The 18238-nt window shown below is 64.2% G+C and carries 19 protein-coding genes; 13 read left to right on the top strand and 6 right to left on the bottom strand.

Annotation, left to right across the window (positions count from 1 at the left end; all coding sequences use genetic code 11):
* Positions 1 to 10: 10 nt before the first annotated feature.
* Complete coding sequence (locus BMX85_RS06725; RefSeq protein ID WP_090314936.1) at positions 11 to 2425, bottom strand: TonB-dependent receptor; 2415 nt, start codon at positions 2423 to 2425, stop codon at positions 11 to 13.
* Positions 2426 to 2554: 129 nt separating this feature from the next.
* Between BMX85_RS06725 and BMX85_RS06720 the strand changes: the two genes are divergently transcribed.
* Together BMX85_RS06720 and BMX85_RS06715 are read left to right on the top strand one after the other, a co-directional pair.
* Entirely contained in the window at positions 2555 to 2878 is a 324-nt protein-coding gene (locus tag BMX85_RS06720; RefSeq protein ID WP_090314934.1) for a hypothetical protein, read from the top strand.
* Between the two features lie 7 nt (positions 2879 to 2885).
* Entirely contained in the window at positions 2886 to 3875 is a 990-nt protein-coding gene (locus tag BMX85_RS06715) for a bile acid:sodium symporter family protein (protein WP_090314931.1), read from the top strand.
* A 64-nt stretch (positions 3876 to 3939) separates the two neighbouring features.
* Here BMX85_RS06715 and hslO read toward each other — a convergent pair whose 3' ends face one another.
* Both hslO and BMX85_RS06705 read right to left on the bottom strand, forming a co-directional pair.
* Entirely contained in the window at positions 3940 to 4893 is a 954-nt protein-coding gene (gene hslO, locus BMX85_RS06710) for an Hsp33 family molecular chaperone HslO (protein WP_090314929.1), read from the bottom strand.
* Positions 4894 to 4896: 3 nt separating this feature from the next.
* Complete coding sequence (locus BMX85_RS06705; protein ID WP_090314927.1) at positions 4897 to 5421, bottom strand: gamma carbonic anhydrase family protein; 525 nt, start codon at positions 5419 to 5421, stop codon at positions 4897 to 4899.
* A 163-nt stretch (positions 5422 to 5584) separates the two neighbouring features.
* Between BMX85_RS06705 and BMX85_RS06700 the strand changes: the two genes are divergently transcribed.
* The 10 genes from BMX85_RS06700 (at position 5585) to bamC (ending at position 15209) form a co-directional block, all read left to right on the top strand.
* Positions 5585 to 6469 (top strand): alpha/beta fold hydrolase, encoded by an 885-nt coding sequence (locus tag BMX85_RS06700; protein ID WP_090314925.1) that lies wholly within the window; start codon positions 5585 to 5587, stop codon positions 6467 to 6469.
* A gap of 375 nt (positions 6470 to 6844) precedes the next feature.
* Positions 6845 to 7858, top strand: coding sequence for a threonine ammonia-lyase (locus tag BMX85_RS06695; RefSeq protein WP_090314924.1), 1014 nt, complete (start codon positions 6845 to 6847; stop codon positions 7856 to 7858).
* Positions 7852 to 8685 (top strand): 3',5'-nucleoside bisphosphate phosphatase, encoded by an 834-nt coding sequence (locus BMX85_RS06690; protein WP_090314923.1) that lies wholly within the window; start codon positions 7852 to 7854, stop codon positions 8683 to 8685. Before BMX85_RS06695 ends, BMX85_RS06690 begins: the two co-directional genes overlap by 7 nt.
* Before the next feature lie 120 nt (positions 8686 to 8805).
* Complete coding sequence (htpX, locus tag BMX85_RS06685; RefSeq protein ID WP_090314921.1) at positions 8806 to 9681, top strand: protease HtpX; 876 nt, start codon at positions 8806 to 8808, stop codon at positions 9679 to 9681.
* 73 nt (positions 9682 to 9754) lie between these two features.
* The gene (locus BMX85_RS06680) at positions 9755 to 10378 is read left to right on the top strand and encodes an L-threonylcarbamoyladenylate synthase (RefSeq protein WP_090314919.1); all 624 of its coding nucleotides are present in this window, start codon (positions 9755 to 9757) and stop codon (positions 10376 to 10378) included.
* A gap of 79 nt (positions 10379 to 10457) precedes the next feature.
* Positions 10458 to 11135, top strand: a complete 678-nt coding sequence (locus BMX85_RS06675) for a site-2 protease family protein (RefSeq protein ID WP_090314918.1) — start codon at positions 10458 to 10460, stop codon at positions 11133 to 11135.
* Positions 11136 to 11142: 7 nt separating this feature from the next.
* A complete protein-coding gene (locus BMX85_RS06670; RefSeq protein WP_090314916.1) occupies positions 11143 to 12345 on the top strand; it encodes a tryptophan--tRNA ligase in 1203 nt (400 codons plus the stop codon).
* A 44-nt stretch (positions 12346 to 12389) separates the two neighbouring features.
* Entirely contained in the window at positions 12390 to 12938 is a 549-nt protein-coding gene (locus tag BMX85_RS06665; RefSeq protein ID WP_090314914.1) for a class I SAM-dependent methyltransferase, read from the top strand.
* Between the two features lie 84 nt (positions 12939 to 13022).
* Positions 13023 to 13898 (top strand): 4-hydroxy-tetrahydrodipicolinate synthase, encoded by an 876-nt coding sequence (gene dapA / locus BMX85_RS06660; RefSeq protein ID WP_090314912.1) that lies wholly within the window; start codon positions 13023 to 13025, stop codon positions 13896 to 13898.
* Between the two features lie 120 nt (positions 13899 to 14018).
* Positions 14019 to 15209 (top strand): outer membrane protein assembly factor BamC, encoded by a 1191-nt coding sequence (gene bamC / locus BMX85_RS06655; RefSeq protein WP_229210304.1) that lies wholly within the window; start codon positions 14019 to 14021, stop codon positions 15207 to 15209.
* 194 nt (positions 15210 to 15403) lie between these two features.
* Here bamC and BMX85_RS30905 read toward each other — a convergent pair whose 3' ends face one another.
* From BMX85_RS30905 to BMX85_RS06640, 3 genes are all read right to left on the bottom strand, one after another.
* On the bottom strand, positions 15404 to 15643 hold the full coding sequence (locus tag BMX85_RS30905; RefSeq protein WP_090314909.1) for a hypothetical protein: 240 nt from the start codon (positions 15641 to 15643) through the stop codon (positions 15404 to 15406).
* 290 nt (positions 15644 to 15933) lie between these two features.
* Positions 15934 to 16410, bottom strand: a complete 477-nt coding sequence (locus BMX85_RS06645; RefSeq protein WP_090314906.1) for a DUF7931 domain-containing protein — start codon at positions 16408 to 16410, stop codon at positions 15934 to 15936.
* 19 nt (positions 16411 to 16429) lie between these two features.
* Positions 16430 to 17551 (bottom strand): cupin domain-containing protein, encoded by a 1122-nt coding sequence (locus BMX85_RS06640; protein ID WP_090314904.1) that lies wholly within the window; start codon positions 17549 to 17551, stop codon positions 16430 to 16432.
* 139 nt (positions 17552 to 17690) lie between these two features.
* On the opposite strand from BMX85_RS06640, the gene BMX85_RS06635 reads away from it, so the two are divergent.
* A complete protein-coding gene (locus BMX85_RS06635) occupies positions 17691 to 18233 on the top strand; it encodes an FKBP-type peptidyl-prolyl cis-trans isomerase (RefSeq protein ID WP_090314900.1) in 543 nt (180 codons plus the stop codon).
* The last annotated feature ends 5 nt before the right edge of the window (positions 18234 to 18238 follow it).

Below are 18238 nucleotides of genomic sequence, written 5' to 3'. Positions count from 1 at the left end.
AGTCTATTCATTAGAAGTCAGCCATCAAAGTCAGGAAGCCCTGACGTGGTGCGATCGGGAATGTATTGTAAGTCCCGCTGGCCGCGCCGACCACCACATTCAGGCTGCCTTCGCGATCGGCCAGGTTGCTGATGTTGACGCGGTAGCGGGCGTTCTTGATCAAGCCGCCGTTGAGGAAGGGCAGCTTGCCCGACACGCCAAGGCTCATCAGGAAGTAGCTCGGCACCGACAGGTCGTTGGTGTAGGTCGCGTAGCGCTTGCCGACATAGTCGCCGATCAGCTGGAATTCGGTGTCGGCCACGGTCAGCGTGGCGACCGTCTTGTTCATCCACTCCGGGCTGCCCGGCACGGCCTTGCCGGCGGTGCGCACGATGTCCTTGCCGTTGCTGTAGTTGTCCTGGTACTCGGAACGGTTGTACGACAGCGCGTTGTACAACGAGAACATGCGGCCGAAGTGCAAGGTGCCGGACAGGTCGATGCCGTCGGTCTTGACGCTGCCGACGTTGGCCAGCACCGGGTTGCCGCCGATGATGGACGAGATCACCGGCGTCGGGCTGATCGTCAGCAGGCGGTCCTTGCAGTTGACGTGGTAGACGTTGACCTGGCCGTCGATCGCGCTCAGCGCGCCCATCTCGAGCTGGTGGCTGGTGCGCAGGCCGGCTTCATAGGTGATCGAGGTTTCCGGCTTGGCGGTGTCGCGGAACAGGTCGAACGCTTGCTGGCTCGCCAGGCTCCACGGCGACGCGCCGCCACCGCCATAGGTGACGAACTGGCGCATGTTTTTCTGCACGTTGACGAACAACTGGTCCTGCGCCGTGATGTCCCAGCGCGCGCCGATCTGCGGCAGCAGCCATTTCTTGGTGGTGATCTTGCCGACCGGCAGGGCGGTCGAGCCGTTGGCGATGGCGCCCACTTTCGGCTGCACCGGGAATTGGCCGTCGGCCCATTGCAAGCTCGATTTGACGCCGGCCTGCAGCGCCAGGTCGTCGCGCACGCGCCATTCGTCCTGCACCGAAATCTGCGCGACCTTGTTGTCGATCTCGCTGCCGTACTGGGTGATCAGCGGATTGCCCGGACGGTCGTACGGCGAGCTCGGATTGTTGACGTCGAGCGCGTACCAGCGGCGGTAGGCCGACGAGCGGTTGCTTTCGAGCCAGAGGCTGGCCTGCAGCTTGTGGTCGCCCAGTTCGGTCGTCAGGCTCGACAGGTAGCCGCTGCGGTTGATGACGTATTCGGTGGTGCGCGTCGCGTAGCCGGAGTTGCCGAACACCTGCTTGAGGTTCTGGCCCGGGAAGTACACCGCGAACAGGCCCGGCAGGCCGGCCACGCCGATCGGACCGGCCACCACGCCGACGCCGTCGTCGTTGTGGTAGTAGAGCTGGTTCGACCAGGTGGTCGATTCGCCCAGGTTCATGTCGAACCTGGCGTACGTCAGCCAGTCGGTGCGCTGGGCGTCGCTGTAGTAGTTGCGGTAGTTGTTGCCCTCGGCGGCCGGGGTGGCGCCGGTCGGCGACAGGTAGGACACGGCCTGCTGGAAGTTCGGATACAGGAAGGGGCGGGTGTACGGCTGGAACTTCTCGGTGGCCGAGCGCACGGTGCTGTCCTCGTTCGGCTCGATCTTGTCCGAGTAGTTCAGGAACAAGGTCAGCTTGCCCAGGCTCGACTGGTTGACGAACTTGGCGTTGAACTGGTCGCCGCCCTGGCGTCCCTTGAAGTCCCAGGCGCGCTGCTCGTGGTGCACGCCGGAGAGGTAGGCGCTGTTGCCTTCGCCGAAGGTGCCGGTGTCGTAGCGCAGGAAGGTGCGCGAGGTCTTGTAGCTGCCGACGGTCTGCTGGACCGCGAGGTTGCGCGTCTGCGACGGATCGCTGGAGAACGTCTCGATGGTGCCGCCCAGGTTGCTGGTCGACGCGGTCGACAGGTCGCCGGCGCCCGACGACAGGATCACGCTGCCGACGTTTTCGCTGATGACGGCGCGCTGCGGCGACAGGCCGTTGTAGTTGCCGTACTGCTGGTCGCCCAGCGGCACGCCGTCCATCGTGTAGCCCAGTTGCGGGCCGCTGAAGCCGTGGATGAACAGCGAGGTGTTTTGTTCGTTGTTGCCCCACGGGTCGGCGGTCTGGAAGCTCACTCCCGGCAGGGTTTGCAGCGCTTTCAAGGGATTGATGCCAGGCAGGATCTTCTGCATATCGCTCTTGGTCATCGCGACCGACGAGCGGGTCTTGCGGGTGGCGATTTCCACGGTGGCCATCGGCGCGGCGGCTGTGGCGGCGGCGTCCACGCTATCGGCAGCGGCGGCGGCGGCGGGGGCTTCCGCGGCATTGGCCGGGGCGGCCATTTCAGCGACGGCGGCGGCAACGTTGGCGGCCATGGCCAGCATCGGGAAGCTCAGCGCGGCGAAGCACACTGCGGATAATTTCTTGTTCATGTTCTGCCTTCAAAACCGGTTAAAAGAGTAACAACAGGAATAGCAACGCTGCGCATGATAGTGACGGCGTGTGACCGGGTGATGACCGATGCGTTACACTTCCGTATGGAAATAAGAGGGAAAAACACGATGCGCATACTTCTGATGCTGGCGTTGGCGTTGCCACTGGCCGGCTGTTACACGGTCAATCAGGCTCGGTTGGGCAACTTCGTCACCGACACCGTGCAGCCCGGCATGCCGCTGGAGCAGGCGGTGGCGCGCATGCGGGTCGAAGGCTTTGCCTGCAACGCCAGCAGCGCCGGCACCGTGACGGTGTGCACCCGCACGCAGGAACGGCTGATGCGCGGCGACTGCGTCGAACGCGTCGACCTGGTGCGCAGCACGGCGTCGGCCAAGACGCTGGGCGCGGTCGACATTCTGGAAGTCCAATGCGCCAAGATCAAGCTGTGGTGATCCGGCGATGACCCGTCCTAAATTCCTACCCGATAACTTTACGCTGGCGATGGTCGTGACGATCGTCGCGGCCAGCCTGTTCCCCTGCACCGGCCAGGGCGCCGTCATCTTCAACGGCGTCACCCATGGCGCCGTGTGCCTGCTGTTTTTCCTGCATGGCGCCAAGCTGTCGCGCGAAGCGGTGGTGGCTGGCATCACGCACTGGCGGTTGCACTTGCTGGTGTTGCTGTGCACGTTCGCGCTGTTTCCCTTGCTGGGATTCGTGCTCAAGCCGCTGCTGATGCCGCTGGTGACGCCGGACCTGTATCTGGGCATCCTGTTCCTGTGCATGCTGCCGTCGACGGTGCAATCGTCGATCGCCTTCACGGCGGCCGCGCGCGGCAATGTGCCGGCGGCGATATGCAGCGCGTCGGCGTCGAACCTGATCGGGATTTTCCTCACGCCGTTGATGGTCGGGCTGCTGACGGCGGCGCAGATGCAGGGTGGCTCGCCGTGGGAATCGGCGTTGCAGATCGCCTTGCAGTTGCTGCTGCCGTTTATCGCCGGACAGGTCGCGCGGCGCTGGATCGGCGCCTGGGTCGAACGCAACAAGCCGCTGACGCGGATGGTCGACCAGGGGTCGATTTTGCTGGTGGTCTACACCGCCTTCAGCGAGGCGGTCGGGCAGGGGCTGTGGCACCAGCTGTCGTGGGCGTCGCTGGGCGGGCTGATGCTGATTGACGTGGTGTTGCTGGGATCGGTGATGCTGATCGCCGCGCAGTTGAGCCGGCGCCTGGGATTCAACCGCGAAGACCGGATCGCGATCGTGTTCTGCGGGTCGAAGAAAAGCTTGGCCAGCGGCGTGCCGATGGCCAAGGTGTTGTTCGCCGGCGGCGCGCTCGGCGCGGTGGTGTTACCGTTGATGTTGTTCCACCAATTGCAATTGATGGTGTGCGCGGTGCTGGCGCAGCGCTATGCGAGCGAGCCGGAGGCTACGGCACAGGGTAGGGCGGATTAGCGTAGCGTAATCGGCACCGAGCCGCCAGCGGCTCGAGGCGGATTATGCGAGCTATTTTCAACGATCAGTGCTTGACGTCGCTCGCCGGGATCAACGCCGCGACCGGCTCGTCACTGGCGAACAACTGCGCGCAATCGACCTTGTCGTAGTCGTAATGCTGCCCGCAGAAATCGCAATTGACGCCAACGTGCCCCTGTTCCTCCAGCACGCTGTCGACCTCATCGCGTCCCAGCATCTTCAGCATGTTGCCGACTTTTTCGCGCGTGCAGGTGCAGTGGAACGACGGGCTCAACGGATCGAACACCCGGATCGTCTCCTCCCAGAACAGGCGCTGCATCAGCACATCGACGGTCGTCTCCAGCAACTCCTGCTCCTTCAGCGTCGAGCCCAGGATCACCGCCCGGTTCCACGTCTCCAGCGCGTCTTCCTGCGTCAGCGGCTCGGCGCCGGCCTTGCCGCCATGGTCCGGCAGCTTTTGCAGCAGCAAGCCGCGCGAGACGTTGTCGTCCGCCGCCAGCCACAGCTTGGTGTCCAGCTGTTCCGAGCGCAGCATGTAGTTTTCAATCACGGTCGCCACATCGTCGCCGTCCAGCGGCACGATGCCCTGGTATGGCTGCTGGCCCGGCACCTTGTCGGCCGGATCGAGCGTGATGATGAAGCGGCCCTTGCCGTTGGCGTTCAACATCGCCGGCAACGTGGCGTCGTCGGCGATGACGGCGCCCTCGGCCAGCTTGGCGGTAGCGCGCAGGCGCAGCTCGGCGTCGCACTCGACCACCAGCAACTGCACTGGACCGTCGCCATGGATTTGCATGATGATCGACCCGTTGAACTTCAGGTTGGCCGACAGCAGCGCGCCGGCGCCGACCATCTGGCCCAACAGCTTCTTGACCGCAGGCGGATAGTCGTGGCGCGACAGCACCTCGCGCCATGTGGCCGAAATGTCGATGAACTCGCCGCGCACGGCGGCGTTCTCGAAGATGAATTTCTGCAGGACGTCCGTAGTCAGGGTAATGCTCATGTTTTATCCAATCTTTTTGAGTTGCGTCTTGAACAGCTGGCCGCGTTGCACATAGCTGTCGGCGCTGGCGAGCAGGCGCGCGGTGTCCTCGGGCGTCAGGGTGCGCACGGCCTTGGCCGGCGAACCGATGATCAGCGAGTTGTCCGGAAATTCCTTGCCTTCGGTGACCAGCGCGCCGGCCCCGACCAGGCAACCGGCGCCGATCTTCGCGCCGTTCAGGATCACCGCCTGGATGCCGATCAGGGCGCCGTCGCCGATGGTGCAGCCGTGCAGCATGGCCTGGTGGCCGATGGTCACGTTTCTGCCCACGGTCAGCGGGTAACCCATGTCCGTATGCATCACGGCGCCTTCCTGGACGTTGCTGTTCGCGCCGATGGTGATGCGTTCGTTATCGCCGCGCAAGGTCGCACCAAACCACACCGAGGTGTTGGCCTGTAACGTGACTTTGCCCACCAGGGTCGCGCTGTCGGCGACAAATGACGATGCATCGATCTCTGGCGCGTGTTCGCCCAGTTGATAAATAGACATTGGAAACCTTCGGTTGAATGATGGGAACGGCGGGATGGCGCTATTTTACGCTTGCACGACCAGCGAACGGTCGTGCTATTATTTTGCTTTGCGGCCAGCAATGTACCGATATTGCGCTGACTTCGCCGTTTTCAAGCTGCCGTCTCAGACAAGGACAACAACCATGACGCTGACACCATCCCGCTCCGAATTCCTGACCATACGCGGCTTGCGTTGCCATTTGCATCATTGGGGCAGGGAAGGCGCGCCCAAGATCTTCATGCTGCATGGCTGGATGGACGTCGGCGCTTCGTTCCAGTTCGTTGTCGATGCACTGAAGGGCGACTGGCACGTGATCGCCCCGGACTGGCGCGGCTTCGGCCTGTCCGAGCGCAGCGGCGAGGATACTTACTGGTTCCCCGACTACCTGGCCGACCTGGACGCGATCCTGCGCCACTATTCGCCGGACAAGGCGGTCGACATCGTCGGCCACAGCATGGGCGGCAACATTCTCGGCCTGTACGCGGGCGCGCGTCCCGAGCGCATCCGCAAGCTGGTCAACCTCGAGGGCGCCGGCCTGCGCGCCGCCAAGCCCGAGCAGGCGCCCGGCCGCTACGCCAAGTGGATGGATGGCTTGCTGGAAAAGCCGGAACTGCGCACCTACCCGTCGCGACAGGCCGTGGCGGCCCGCTTGCAGAAGACCAATCCGCGCCTGAGCGACGAGCGCGCCGCCTTCCTGGCGCAGCACTGGTCGGCGCAGAACGAGCAGGGCGAGTGGGAAATCCTCGGCGACCCGGTGCACAAGCAACAAGGCCCGCTGCCGTACAACGTCGACGAGGTGATGGCGTGCTGGAAAGCCATCACGGCGCCGGTGCTGTGGGTCGAGGCCGACCAGACCAATATGTGGGACTGGCTCGGCTCGAAGCCGGGCGGGCAGGTCGAACTGGAGCGCCGCCTCGGTTATTTGCGCGACGTCACCCGCAAGATGGTGCACGATGCCGGCCATATGCTGCATCACGACCAGCCGGTCGAGCTGGCCGGATATATCGAAGAATTCCTGACGCGCTGAAAATCACGCGTTCCTCTGAATCACGTAGCGCGGATTGGCGTAGCGTAATCGGCCATGTATGCGTCGCGGCGGCTCCAAGATGGCCGTTTACGGCGTTCGGCCTAATCCGCCCTACGAACTTCTTGCCAGCGCGCTACTTCTTTGGCATGATTGACCTCATGAACCCGCATAACACCACCGTCACGAACCACCGCCACGTCGCTACCGACGCCGGCCGGGCCGCGTTCGCCGGTTGCGGTCGGTCCTTCTCCATTATTCGAATTATTCAGGGTCGCTGAGCTGCGGCTGCGCCGGTGCTCGGCGCCCCTAGCCCCAGCGCGTCCCCGCGCGCGGGCCGTGCCCGCGCCTTCCCTGAATAGTTTAATGGAGCACCCAATGACAACGTCCCACCCGTATCCTTTGCTGGCCGAGATCCGCGATACCGCCGCTCGCCTGCAAGGCCGCATCCTGCACACACCGGTCTGGCGCTGGCAAACCGGCGTCATCGAAGAACAATTCCCGTCCACCGAAGTCTGGCTCAAGCTGGAACTGTTTCAGAAAACCGGCACCTTCAAGCTGCGCGGCGCGCTCAACTGCATCGAGGCGCTGGACGCGGCCGCGCGCGAGCGCGGCGTGGTCGCCGTCAGCGCCGGCAACCATGCGATCGCCGTGGCGTACACGGCGCGGCTGGCGGGCTGTAGCGCAAAGGTCGTCATGCCGGCCCACGCCAGCCCGGCGCGTATCGCCGCTTGCCGCGAGTTCGGCGCCGAAGTGCTGCTGATGCCGGACGTACACCAGGCGTTCGCGCGCGGCCGCGAGATCGAACGCGACGAGGGCCGCACCATGCTGCATCCGTACGACGGCCCGCTGACCGCGCAGGGTACCGGCACCGTCGGACTGGAACTGATGGCGCAGGTGCCGGACCTTGATGCGGTGGTGGTCCCGGTCGGCGGTGGCGGCTTGTGCGCGGGCATCGCCGCCGCTGTCAAGCAGCTCAATCCGCGCTGCGTCGTGTACGGCGTCGAGCCGTTCGGCGCCGACGCGCTGTTCCGCAGCTTCGCCTCGGGCACGCCGCAGACCTTGGAGCGGGTCGACACCGTCGCCGACAGCCTGGGCGCGCCGTATGCGATGGAGTACAGCTTCAACGTCTGCCGCCGCTTCGTCGACGAGGTGGTGCGGGTCGACGACGACCAGATCTGCGAAGCCATGCTGTATCTGTTCCGCGACGCCAAGCTGGTGGCCGAGCCGGCGGCGGCGGTGGCGACGGCCGCCCTGTTCGGCCCGCTGCGCGAGCGGCTCCGGGGCAGACGCGTGGCGTTGCTGGTGTGCGGCTCGAATATCGACCCCGCGCGTTTTGCCGAGCTGCTGTGCAGGGGCGCGCGCATCCGGGATACAATGACAGCATGTTAAAAGTCGATCTGCACTGCCATTCCAATGTCTCCGACGGCGTCCTCGCACCGGCCGCCGTGGCCGCCCACGCGCGCAAGGCCGGCGTCGACGTCTGGGCCTTGACCGACCACGACGAAGTCGGCGGCATTCCCGCCGCGCGCGCCGCCGCCAGAGAGCAGGGGATGGAATTTGTCTCCGGCGTCGAGATTTCGATCACGTGGGCCAACGAGACGGTGCATATCGTCGGCCTGCGCATCGACGAGACCAACGCCGCGCTGCTCAACGGCCTGGCGTGCACGCGCTCGGGCCGCGACAACCGGGGCCGCGAAATCGCGCGCCAGTTGGAAGCGGCCGGCATCGCGGGCGCCTACGAGGGCGCGCTGACCTATGTCGGCAATCCGGACTTGATGTCGCGCACGCACTTTGCCCGCTATCTGGTGGAAGTCGGCGCCTGCGCCAATATTCCGGAAGTGTTCAAGAAATACCTGTCGGAGGGCAAGCCGGGCTACGTGCCGCATTGCTGGGCAAGCCTGGCGGACTCGGTCGAATGGATACGCGGGGCCGGCGGCATCGCCGTCATCGCCCACCCGGGGCGTTATCGCTTCAGCCAGCTGGCCCAGGGGCAGTTGTTCGACGAGTTCAAGCAGCTGGGCGGGCAGGCGATCGAGGTCGTCACCGGCAGCCATACGCCGGACCAGTATCCGGTGTATGCGCAGTTGGCGAATAGTTACGGTTTTCTCGCCTCGCGCGGCACCGATTTCCATGCGCCGGGCGAGTCGCGCGTCGATTTCGCGTTGTTGCCGCCATTGCCAGCCAACGTCAAGCCGGTCTGGCACGACTGGTTCTAAGCCTCGCCGGTAAAACCTGCCGCTGATTACCGGCGGTAATTAATATTGCCATCTTGATTTTGCGTAGCACCGGTCATACCTTATGATCTGGGCAAACTTGTCCATACCGGAGAACAATCAATGAAACGCATCGTCCTGTTTATCGCCACCAACCTTGCCGTCGTGCTGGTGTTGTCCATCGTGCTGTCGCTGCTGGGCATCGGCCGTCCGGGCGCGGGCGGCGACCTGGAGCTGGGCAGCCTGCTGGCGTTTTCGCTGGTGGTCGGCTTCACCGGCGCGATCTTCTCGCTGCTGATCAGTAAGCCGATGGCCAAGTGGTCGACCGGCGCGCGCGTGATCGAGACGCCGTCCTCGTCGACCGAGCTGTGGCTGGTCAATACCGTCAAGGCGCTGTCCGAGCGCGCCGGCATCGGCATGCCCGACGTCGCGGTCTACGCCGGCGAGCCGAACGCATTCGCCACCGGCGCCTTCAAGAACTCGGCGATGGTGGCGGTGTCGACCGGTTTGCTGGAAAACATGAACCGCGACGAGGTCGAGGCCGTGCTCGGCCACGAGGTGGCCCACATCGCCAACGGCGACATGGTCACCATGACCCTGATCCAGGGCGTGGTCAACACCTTCGTCGTGTTCCTGGCGCGCGTGGTCGGCTTCTTCGTCGACAAGGTATTGCTCAAGAACGACCGCCAGGGCACCGGCATCGGCTACATGGCCACCGTGTTCGTCTGCGAACTGGTGTTCGGCCTGGTCGCCTCGCTGATCGTGGCCTGGTTCTCGCGCCATCGCGAATTCCGCGCCGACGCCGGTTCGGCCAAACTGCTCGGCAGCAGCGTGCCGATGCAGCACGCGCTGGCCCGGCTGAACGGCATGGAGCCGGGCGCCTTGCCGCAATCGATCGCGGCCGCCGGCATCACCAACCGTGGCGGCTGGGGCGCGCTGTTCTCGACCCACCCGCCTTTCGAGCAACGCATCGCCGCCTTGCGTAGCGTACAATCCTGATGTTATTAATAGCGGCCTCGGCCGGCTGCAGTCGGTCTCGACTTCAGCTAAAGCCGGGCCCTGCCAGCCAACCATGAGTCAATTCTTCCAGGTCCATCCCGTCAACCCGCAAGCGCGCCTGATCAAGCAGGCGGCGCAAATCATCGACGGCGGCGGCATCGTCGCCGTGCCGACGGATTCCTGTTACGCGCTGGTCTGCCATCTGGACGACAAGGGCGCCGTCGAGCGCCTGCGCCGCATCCGCGGCATCGACGAGAAGCACCACCTGACCTTGCTTTGCCGCGACCTGAGCGAGATCGGCGTCTACGCGCGCGTCGACAACCGCCAGTTCCGCCTGCTCAAGAGCGCCACGCCGGGGCCGTACACCTTCATCCTCGAGGCGACCAAGATCGTGCCGCGCCGGCTCAGCCATCCGTCGCGCAAGACCATCGGCCTGCGCGTGCCGGAGAATCCGATCGTGCTGGCGCTGCTGGAGCAGTTGCAGCAGCCGCTGCTGGGCACGACGCTGATCATGCCGGGCGAGCAGGACGCGCTCAACGACGCCGACACCATCTGCGAGCGGCTCGGCAAACAGATCGAGCTGGTCATCGACGGCGGCGCCTGCAGCATGGAGCCGACCACCGTGATCGACCTGACCGGTCCCGACGCCGAACTGGTGCGCCAGGGCCGGGGCGACGCCGCCTTGTTCGGACTCTGATCGTCCCTTCGCGACAAGGCAAGCGCGCCGGCCTTCGACGGCGCCCAAGATCACTTAGCAGCCTCTGGTAGAATCCCCCATCATGGATATAGATAGCATCGTCCGGACCATCACGGTCTACGCCATCCCGGTTCTTTTTGCGATTTCCCTGCACGAAGCGGCGCACGGCTATGTCGCCCGCTACTTTGGCGATTCCACCGCCGCCGACCTCGGCCGCCTGAGCATCAACCCGATGCGCCACATCGATCCGTTCGGCACGGTGCTGCTGCCGCTGGTGCTGAGCCTGCTGACCTTGCCGGCGCTCGGCTACGCCAAGCCGGTGCCGGTCGATTACGGCCGCTTGCGCAATCCGAAGAAACAGATGGCCATCGTGGCCGCCGCCGGCCCCGGCGCCAACTTCGCCATGGGACTGGGCTGGATGGTGCTGTGGGTGGTGCTGACGTTCGTGTTCCATGCCGACCAGGAGGACTTCTTCATCCTGATGGCCAAGGCCGGTATCGGCGTCAATTCCGCCATGTTCGTGTTCAACCTGATTCCGTTGCCGCCGCTCGACGGTGGCCGCATCGTCACCGGCATCCTGCCGATGCCGCTGGCGCGCAAATACGCGCAGATCGAGCGCTACGGCGTCTATGTCTTCATCGGCCTGATCCTGATGATGCAATTCGGCCTGCTGACCGGCTTCCTGATCGGCGGCATGCACCTGGTGCAGGGCGTGTTCCATTTGCTGGTCAAGCCGCTGATCTTCCTGTTAGCCTGAGCCAACCATGTACCCCGATCGTGTCGTCTCCGGCATGCGTCCGACCGGCTCCATGCATCTGGGCCACTACCACGGCGCGCTGAAAAACTGGATCAAGCTGCAGGCCGAGCAGCCGTGCCTGTTCTTCGTGGCCGACTGGCACGCGCTGACCACGCACTACGACGACCCCGGCGTCATCGAGCGCAGCACGTGGGAGATGCTGATCGACTGGCTGGCCGCCGGCATCGATCCTTCGCAGACGACGCTGTTCATCCAGTCGCGCGTGCCCGAACACGCCGAGCTGCACCTGCTGCTGTCGATGGCCACGCCGCTGGGCTGGCTCGAACGGGTGCCGACCTACAAGGACCAGATCGACAACCTGTCCAACAAGGACCTGGCCACCTACGGCTTCCTCGGCTACCCGCTGCTGCAGGCCGCCGACGTGATGATCTACCGCGCCAGCCTGGTGCCGGTGGGCGACGACCAGGTGCCGCATATCGAGATGATGCGCGAGATTGCGCGCCGTTTTAATCACTTGTACGGCAAGGAAAAAGGCTTCGAGGAAAAGGCGGAAAAGGCCGTCAAGAAGCTGGGCAGCAAGCGCGCCAAGCTCTACATGGAGCTGCGCACCGAATACCAGCAGGACGGCAAGGACGAGGCGCTGGAGCAGGCCAAGGCCATGCTCGACGACGCCCAGAACCTGTCGCTGGGCGACCGCGAGCGCCTGTTCGGCTATCTGGAGGGCAGCCGCAAGCTGATCCTGGTCGAGCCGCAGGCGCGCCTGACCGCCGCCTCGCGCCTGCCGGGCCTGGACGGACGCAAGATGTCGAAGAGCTACGGCAACGCCATCGCGCTGCGCGAGGACAGGGACTCGGTCGCCAGGAAGATCCGCACCATGCCGACCGATCCCGCCCGCGTGCGCCGCACCGATCCGGGCGATCCGGCGCGTTGCCCGGTCTGGCAATTCCACCAGGTGTACTCCGATTCGCCGACCCAGGCCTGGGTGCGGCGCGGCTGCATGTCGGCCGGCATCGGCTGCATCGAGTGCAAACAGCCGGTCATCGACGCCATCGTCAAGGAACAGGAGCCGATGCACGAACGCGCCCAGCAGTATCTGGACGATCCGTCGCTGGTGCGCGCCATCGTCGCCGACGGCAACGACGCCGCCCGCCGTCTGGCGCAGGACACCATGCGCGACGTGCGCGAGGCCATGGGCCTGGCCTACACATAGCGCTGGAAACTTTGTAACCCTTGGTAAATTCCGGTAAAGACATCATGAGCGATAACATCTCCCCCTGGGTGCGGCGCTACGCCCCCCTGATTCCCGGCGGCGACGTGCTGGACCTGGCCTGCGGCAACGGCCGCCATACCCGCCACCTGGCGTCGTTGGGCCACTCGGTGGTCGCCGTCGACCGCGACCCGGAGGCGCTGGCGCTGGCGGCCGGCTCCGACATCACCACCTCCAACATCGACCTGGAGCAGCCGGGCGCCGCCTGGCCGTTCGGACCCGCGCGATTCGCCGGCATCGTGGTCACAAACTACCTGCATCGGCCGCTAACGGCCGCGATGATCGCCAGCCTGGCGCCGCACGGCGTGTTGATCTACGAAACCTTCGCCGACGGCAACGCGCAGTTCGGCAAACCGTCGAATCCGGACTTCCTGCTCAAGCCGGGTGAACTGCTGGATTGGGCGCGCGACCACGGCCTGCGCGTGGTGGCTTTCGAGGACGGCGTCGTCGACGCGCCAAAAACTGCCATGGTGCAACGAATCTTTGCGGTGAAGCCCGATTTTCCGCGCGTGGCGGCCCTGTTGCCGCCATTTTGAAGCCCGATTTGTCGCCCCGAATGCACCATAACCACGACTCATCGTCTACAATCGTCGTTTTAATACTTTATGCAGTGGTTTCCTATGATTAAGGGCAGCATAGTAGCAATCGTCACTCCGATGCACCCGGACGGCAGTCTGGACTTCGAGGGCCTGAACCGCCTGATCGACTGGCACATCGCCGAGGGCACGGACAGCATCGTCATCGCCGGCACCACCGGCGAATCGGCCACCGTCAGCGTGGAAGAGCACTGCGCCCTGATCAAGGCGACGGTCGCCCACGCCAAGGGCCGCATCCCGATCATCGCCGGCGCCGGCGCCAACTCGACCGCCGAAGCGATCAAGCTGACCCGTTTCGCCAAGGAAGCGGGCGCCGACGCCACGCTGCAAGTGGTTCCCTACTACAACCGCCCGACGCAGGAAGGCATGTTCCAGCACTTCAAGGCGATCGCCGAAGCGGTCGACCTGCCGGTGATCCTGTACAACGTGCCCGGCCGGACCGTGGCCGACATGAGCAACGACACCATCCTGCGCCTGGCGGCCGTGCCCGGCATCGTCGGCGTCAAGGACGCGACCGGCAACATCGGCCGCGGCTACGACCTGCTGCGCCTGGCGCCGAAGTCGTTCGCCGTCTACTCCGGCGACGATCCGACCGCGATGGCGCTGATCCTCGGCGGCGGCGCCGGCAACATCTCCGTCACCGCCAACGTCATGCCGCGCGCCATGGCCGAGATGTGCGCGGCCGCGCTGGCCGGCGACATCCCTAAAGCGGTGGCGCTGAACAATCAAATGTTCCCGCTGCACCAGAAGCTGTTCATCGAGCCGAACCCGGTGCCGGTCAAATGGGCGCTGGCGGAAATGGGCAAGATGCCGGCCGGCATACGCCTGCCGCTGGTGCCGCTGGGCGCCGATTGCCACGACGCGGTACGCGCGGCCCTGCGAGAGGCCGGCGTACTGTAAAACCCGGCAGGCATGCTGGCGCCCGCGCTGTCGCACGGGCGCGGCAGCTGCCTGAGCAACAAGCCCCGACTCGATCGGATCATATTTTGCTGCACTCCAGCTTCTTATAACAGTAACGACATGACTATTCGCAAGACAGCTTCTATTTCCTCGCAGCGCGTGCTGGTACTGGGCGCATTGATGGCCAGTTTGACCGGTTGCGGCATGATCAGCTCCGTCATCGGCAACGACAAGGTGGATTACAAGTCCGCCAAGAAGGCCAGCACCCTGGACGTGCCGCCGGATCTGACGCAATTGCAGAAGGATAACCGCTACTCGCTGCCGGACTCGAACAACGGCGTCGCCACCGCCTCCGGCTACAACGCCGCCAAGGGCGCGGCCGCCGCCGCCGGCGTCGGTCCGGGCGTGGTCGTGCCGGGCCAGCCGGCCGCCGGCACCGTGGTGCCGACCACCGTCAACGATATCAAGGTCGAGCGCGACGGCAACCAGCGCTGGCTGGTGATCAAGCAGACGCCGGAACAACTGTGGCCGCAGCTCAAGAAGTTCTGGGAGGATTCGGGCTTCACCTTGGCGCAGGAACTGCCGACCGCCGGCATCATGGAAACCGAATGGAACGAAAACCGCGCCAAGATTCCGCAGGATTTCATCCGCAACACCATCGGTAAAGTCTTCGACTCGGTCTATTCGAGCGGCGAGCGCGACAAGTTCCGCACCCGCATCGAGCGCCGCGCCGACGGCGCCAGCGAGATCTACATCAGCCATCGCGGCGCCCAGGAAGTGGTCACCGGCGCCCAGAAGGAAACCACGATGTGGACCCCGCGTCCGAACGATCCGGGCCTGGAAGCCGAATTCCTGGCGCGCATGATGAACAAGCTGGGCAACGGCGGCGAAGACACCTCGCCGGCCAAGACCGCCGTCGAATCGGCCATCGTGCAGCCGCAGCACGCGTCGCTGGTCGGCACCGGCGCCGAGCGCGCCGTGCAGGTGGACGAGGGCTTCGACCGCGCCTGGCGCCGGGTCGGCCTGGCGCTGGACCGCGCCGGCTTCACCGTCGAGGACCGCGACCGCACCAGCGGCACGTACTTCGTCCGCTACATCGACGACGCGACCGAAACCAAGGGCTTCTTCAGCAAGCTGTTCAGCTGGGGTTCGTCGTCGGAGGCCGATAAGGAAGCGCAGCGCTATCGCATCTCGGTCAAGGCCGGCGCGGGCAATAGCAGCACCGTCACCGTGATGAACAATGCGGGCAAACCGGAAACCGGTCCGGTCGGCGATAAGATCCTGACCCTGCTGCACGAGCAATTGAAATAAGCGCGATTGCGGTGGCGGCGCCGATCGGCGTCGCCGCCTGAATAACCGGAGAATATCCGGACATAAAAAAACCGGCGCGACGCGCCGGTTTTTTTATCGCCGCGAATAAATGGGAATTTCCATTCGAACGCAAAAGCGTCAGGCGAAAAAAAACCCGCCGGCGCCATAAGCGCCAGCGGGTTTTTCCTTACGAATTACTTCGAAGCAGCAGGTGCCGAAGCAGCTGGGTCAGCGGCAGGAGCGGCTGGAGCAGCAGCGTCAGCAGCTGGAGCGGCTGGAGCGGCAGCGTCAGCTGGAGCTGGTGCTGGAGCAGCAGCAGGAGCGGCTTCTGGAGCAACTACTGGAGCTGGGGTAACGGTGGTTTCTTCTTTTTTCGAGCAAGCGGTCAGAGCAGCAACGGCCAGCAGGGAAACGATCAGCAGGGATTTTTTCATGGATTTTCCTTAGTAAATACAAAATTGAACACAGTGTTGCGATTAATAATTACCGGTAATTATCGCTCATTAGGTCGTCTTCGAAGGCTTTTCGTACCTGACATGGTGCCTGCCAGACAACGGAAACTTCCTAACCGAATATTATAGCGATTTTTACTGCGTCGCAATAGGACAAAGAGCCGTTCTCACAACTATTTTGCGGTATCGCAACATTTCGCTTTCGACTTCAGTTTAGGGAAGCCGGCCACTACCGGAGTTCGCTTCGAACACCGCATTTTACCCCTAACCGTTCAAAGTCCTGTTGAATTTGCAAACATTCCCGCGCCTGATTCGTCCCAAATTGTAAGGAAACGTTCCAAAGGGGTGTTTATGTCGGCCGGACCGTCGAAAACTGCTTCACCACGGAAATGATCCGAATGGAAGCGCCGCACCAGATGGCGTTCGTCGGCGATACAGAACGAGTCGGTTAGTTGCCGCAGCGACTGGCTGGTGCGCCTAAACTCGACCGCGTGGCCGTAATCCTTAACCAAACGCAAGAAACGCGGCGCCTCCCGCTCGAGCACGCGGCCGTCGTGGGCGGCCAGCTGCAGCCGGCCGCCGGCTTTCAGGAAGCGGCGCAACACCGCGTCGGTGGCGCTGCCGCCCAGGTCCCAGATGGCGAAATCGGGATCGAACAGCCGCAGCGTGTGCTCGGCGCGGGGCAGGCAGGCGGCCAGTTGTTCGACAAACCCGCCCCTGGTTGTAAAGGGAAATACTTGCCTTTCCATCGCGCCTCCGCCTGATTGATCAGCCCAGTTCGACCCAGCCGTCCTGGTACCACGTGTACAGCGCGTCCATCACGTCGTCGGACGCCGTCGCCAGCTCGGCGCCGGTCAGCGCGCGGTGATTGGCCAGCAATTCCAGCGCCACCTTGTCGGCGCGGCCGACGCCGAACGATTCGCCGTTGATGAACACGTGCTTGCCGCGATACAGCATCTGCGTCTTGCGCGACAGCGACAGGCCCTTTTTCGCGGCCGCCTCGCCGAACTTGCCGAACGTCAGCGGTTTGGCGGGCCCGGTGAAGAACACGTTGTGCTTGGGCTCGGACATGTACTCGCCCAGGAAGATCGTCACGTCCTCTTCGGTGAAGCGCACCTTGTTGATTTCCTCGGTGATCGTGTCGAGCATGTGGCGCGGGATCTCGGCCGGCTTGGCGGTCGCCTCCAGCTCCGGATCGGCGTAGCGGCCCGGCAGGTCGATCGAATCGGCCATGAATTGCAGGAACGCCTCGCCCAGCTCCTGGTACGACGGCGAGCGGAAGCCGATCGAATAGGTCTGGCAATCGCCGATGGCCACGCCGTCGTGCGCGTAGTGCGGCGGCAGGTACAGCATGTCGCCCGGATTGAGGACGAATTCCTCGTTCGGCTTGAAATTGGCCAGGATCTTGAGCGGCAGGCCGTCGACCAGGCTCAGGTCCTTCTGCGGGCCGATGCGCCAGCGGCGCTGTCCCTGCGCCTGCAGCAGGAACACGTCGTAGGAATCGAAGTGCGGACCGACGCCGCCGCCGTCGGTGGCGAAGCTGACCATCAAGTCGTCGAGGCGGGCGTCGGGGATGAAGCGGAACTGGCGCAGCAGCGCGTCGGCCTTGGCGTCGAACAGGTTGACGCCCTGGACCAGCAGCGTCCATTCCTTTTGCGTCAGCGGCGGCAGGTTTTCCAGCGGCCCGTGCTGCATCGACCATTGGCCGTCGACGGCCGCGATCAGGCGCGATTCGGCATGGTTGGTCGAGGCCAGCCTGGTCAGGGCGTCCAGGCTCAGCAGAGGCTTGAAACCGGGGATGGCGTTACGGATCAGGAGTGGCTTTTTGTGCCAATAGTCGCGCAGGAACTGCGCCGGCGTGATGTCGCCGAGGAGCGGTATTTTTTTCATACCGCATTATAAACCGGCGCCCGGGGCGAAGCGCCGTAATCCGTCCGGCCTGCATGGCATTGCGGGTGCGCCGCTGCGGCGCGGCCCGCCGGACGATTAAAGGTATAATCTGCCTGCTCATAACAGAAAGGAAATTCAAATGAAGATTGCCAAGAACACGGTCGTGACTGTGAATTACAAACTGTCCGATGCACAGGACAATCTGATCGAAGACGGCCGTCAACCGATGGTCTATCTGCACGGTGGCTACGAGAACACCCTGCCAAAAATCGAAGAAGAACTGGACGGCAAGGAAGTCGGCTATTCGTCGATCATCCAGATCGAGCCGGAAGACGCGTTCGGCGACTACGACGCCGCGCTGGTCAAGGTCGAGCCGCGCAACCGCCTGCCGGAGCCGCTGGAAGTGGGCATGCAGTTCGAGGGCATGCCCGACGGCGACGACGCCGACGAAGCGATGATCTTCACCGTCACCGACATCGCCGACGACAAGGTCGTTTTGGACGGCAACCATCCGCTGGCCGGCATGGCGCTGCGCTTCTCGCTCAACGTCACCGAAGTGCGCGAAGCGTCGGACGAGGAAATCGCCCACGGCCACGTGCACGGCGCCCACGGCCACCACCACGGTGACGAGGACGACGAAGGCGAAGACGGCGACCACGTCGCCATCCATCCGATCCACTAACCTAG

The organism is Duganella sp. CF517 (assembly GCF_900110275.1).
Taxonomy (GTDB): domain Bacteria; phylum Pseudomonadota; class Gammaproteobacteria; order Burkholderiales; family Burkholderiaceae_D; genus Rugamonas.
The sequence above is the reverse complement of the archived record's forward strand: the minus strand, read 5'-3'. Positions and strand labels throughout refer to the sequence as shown.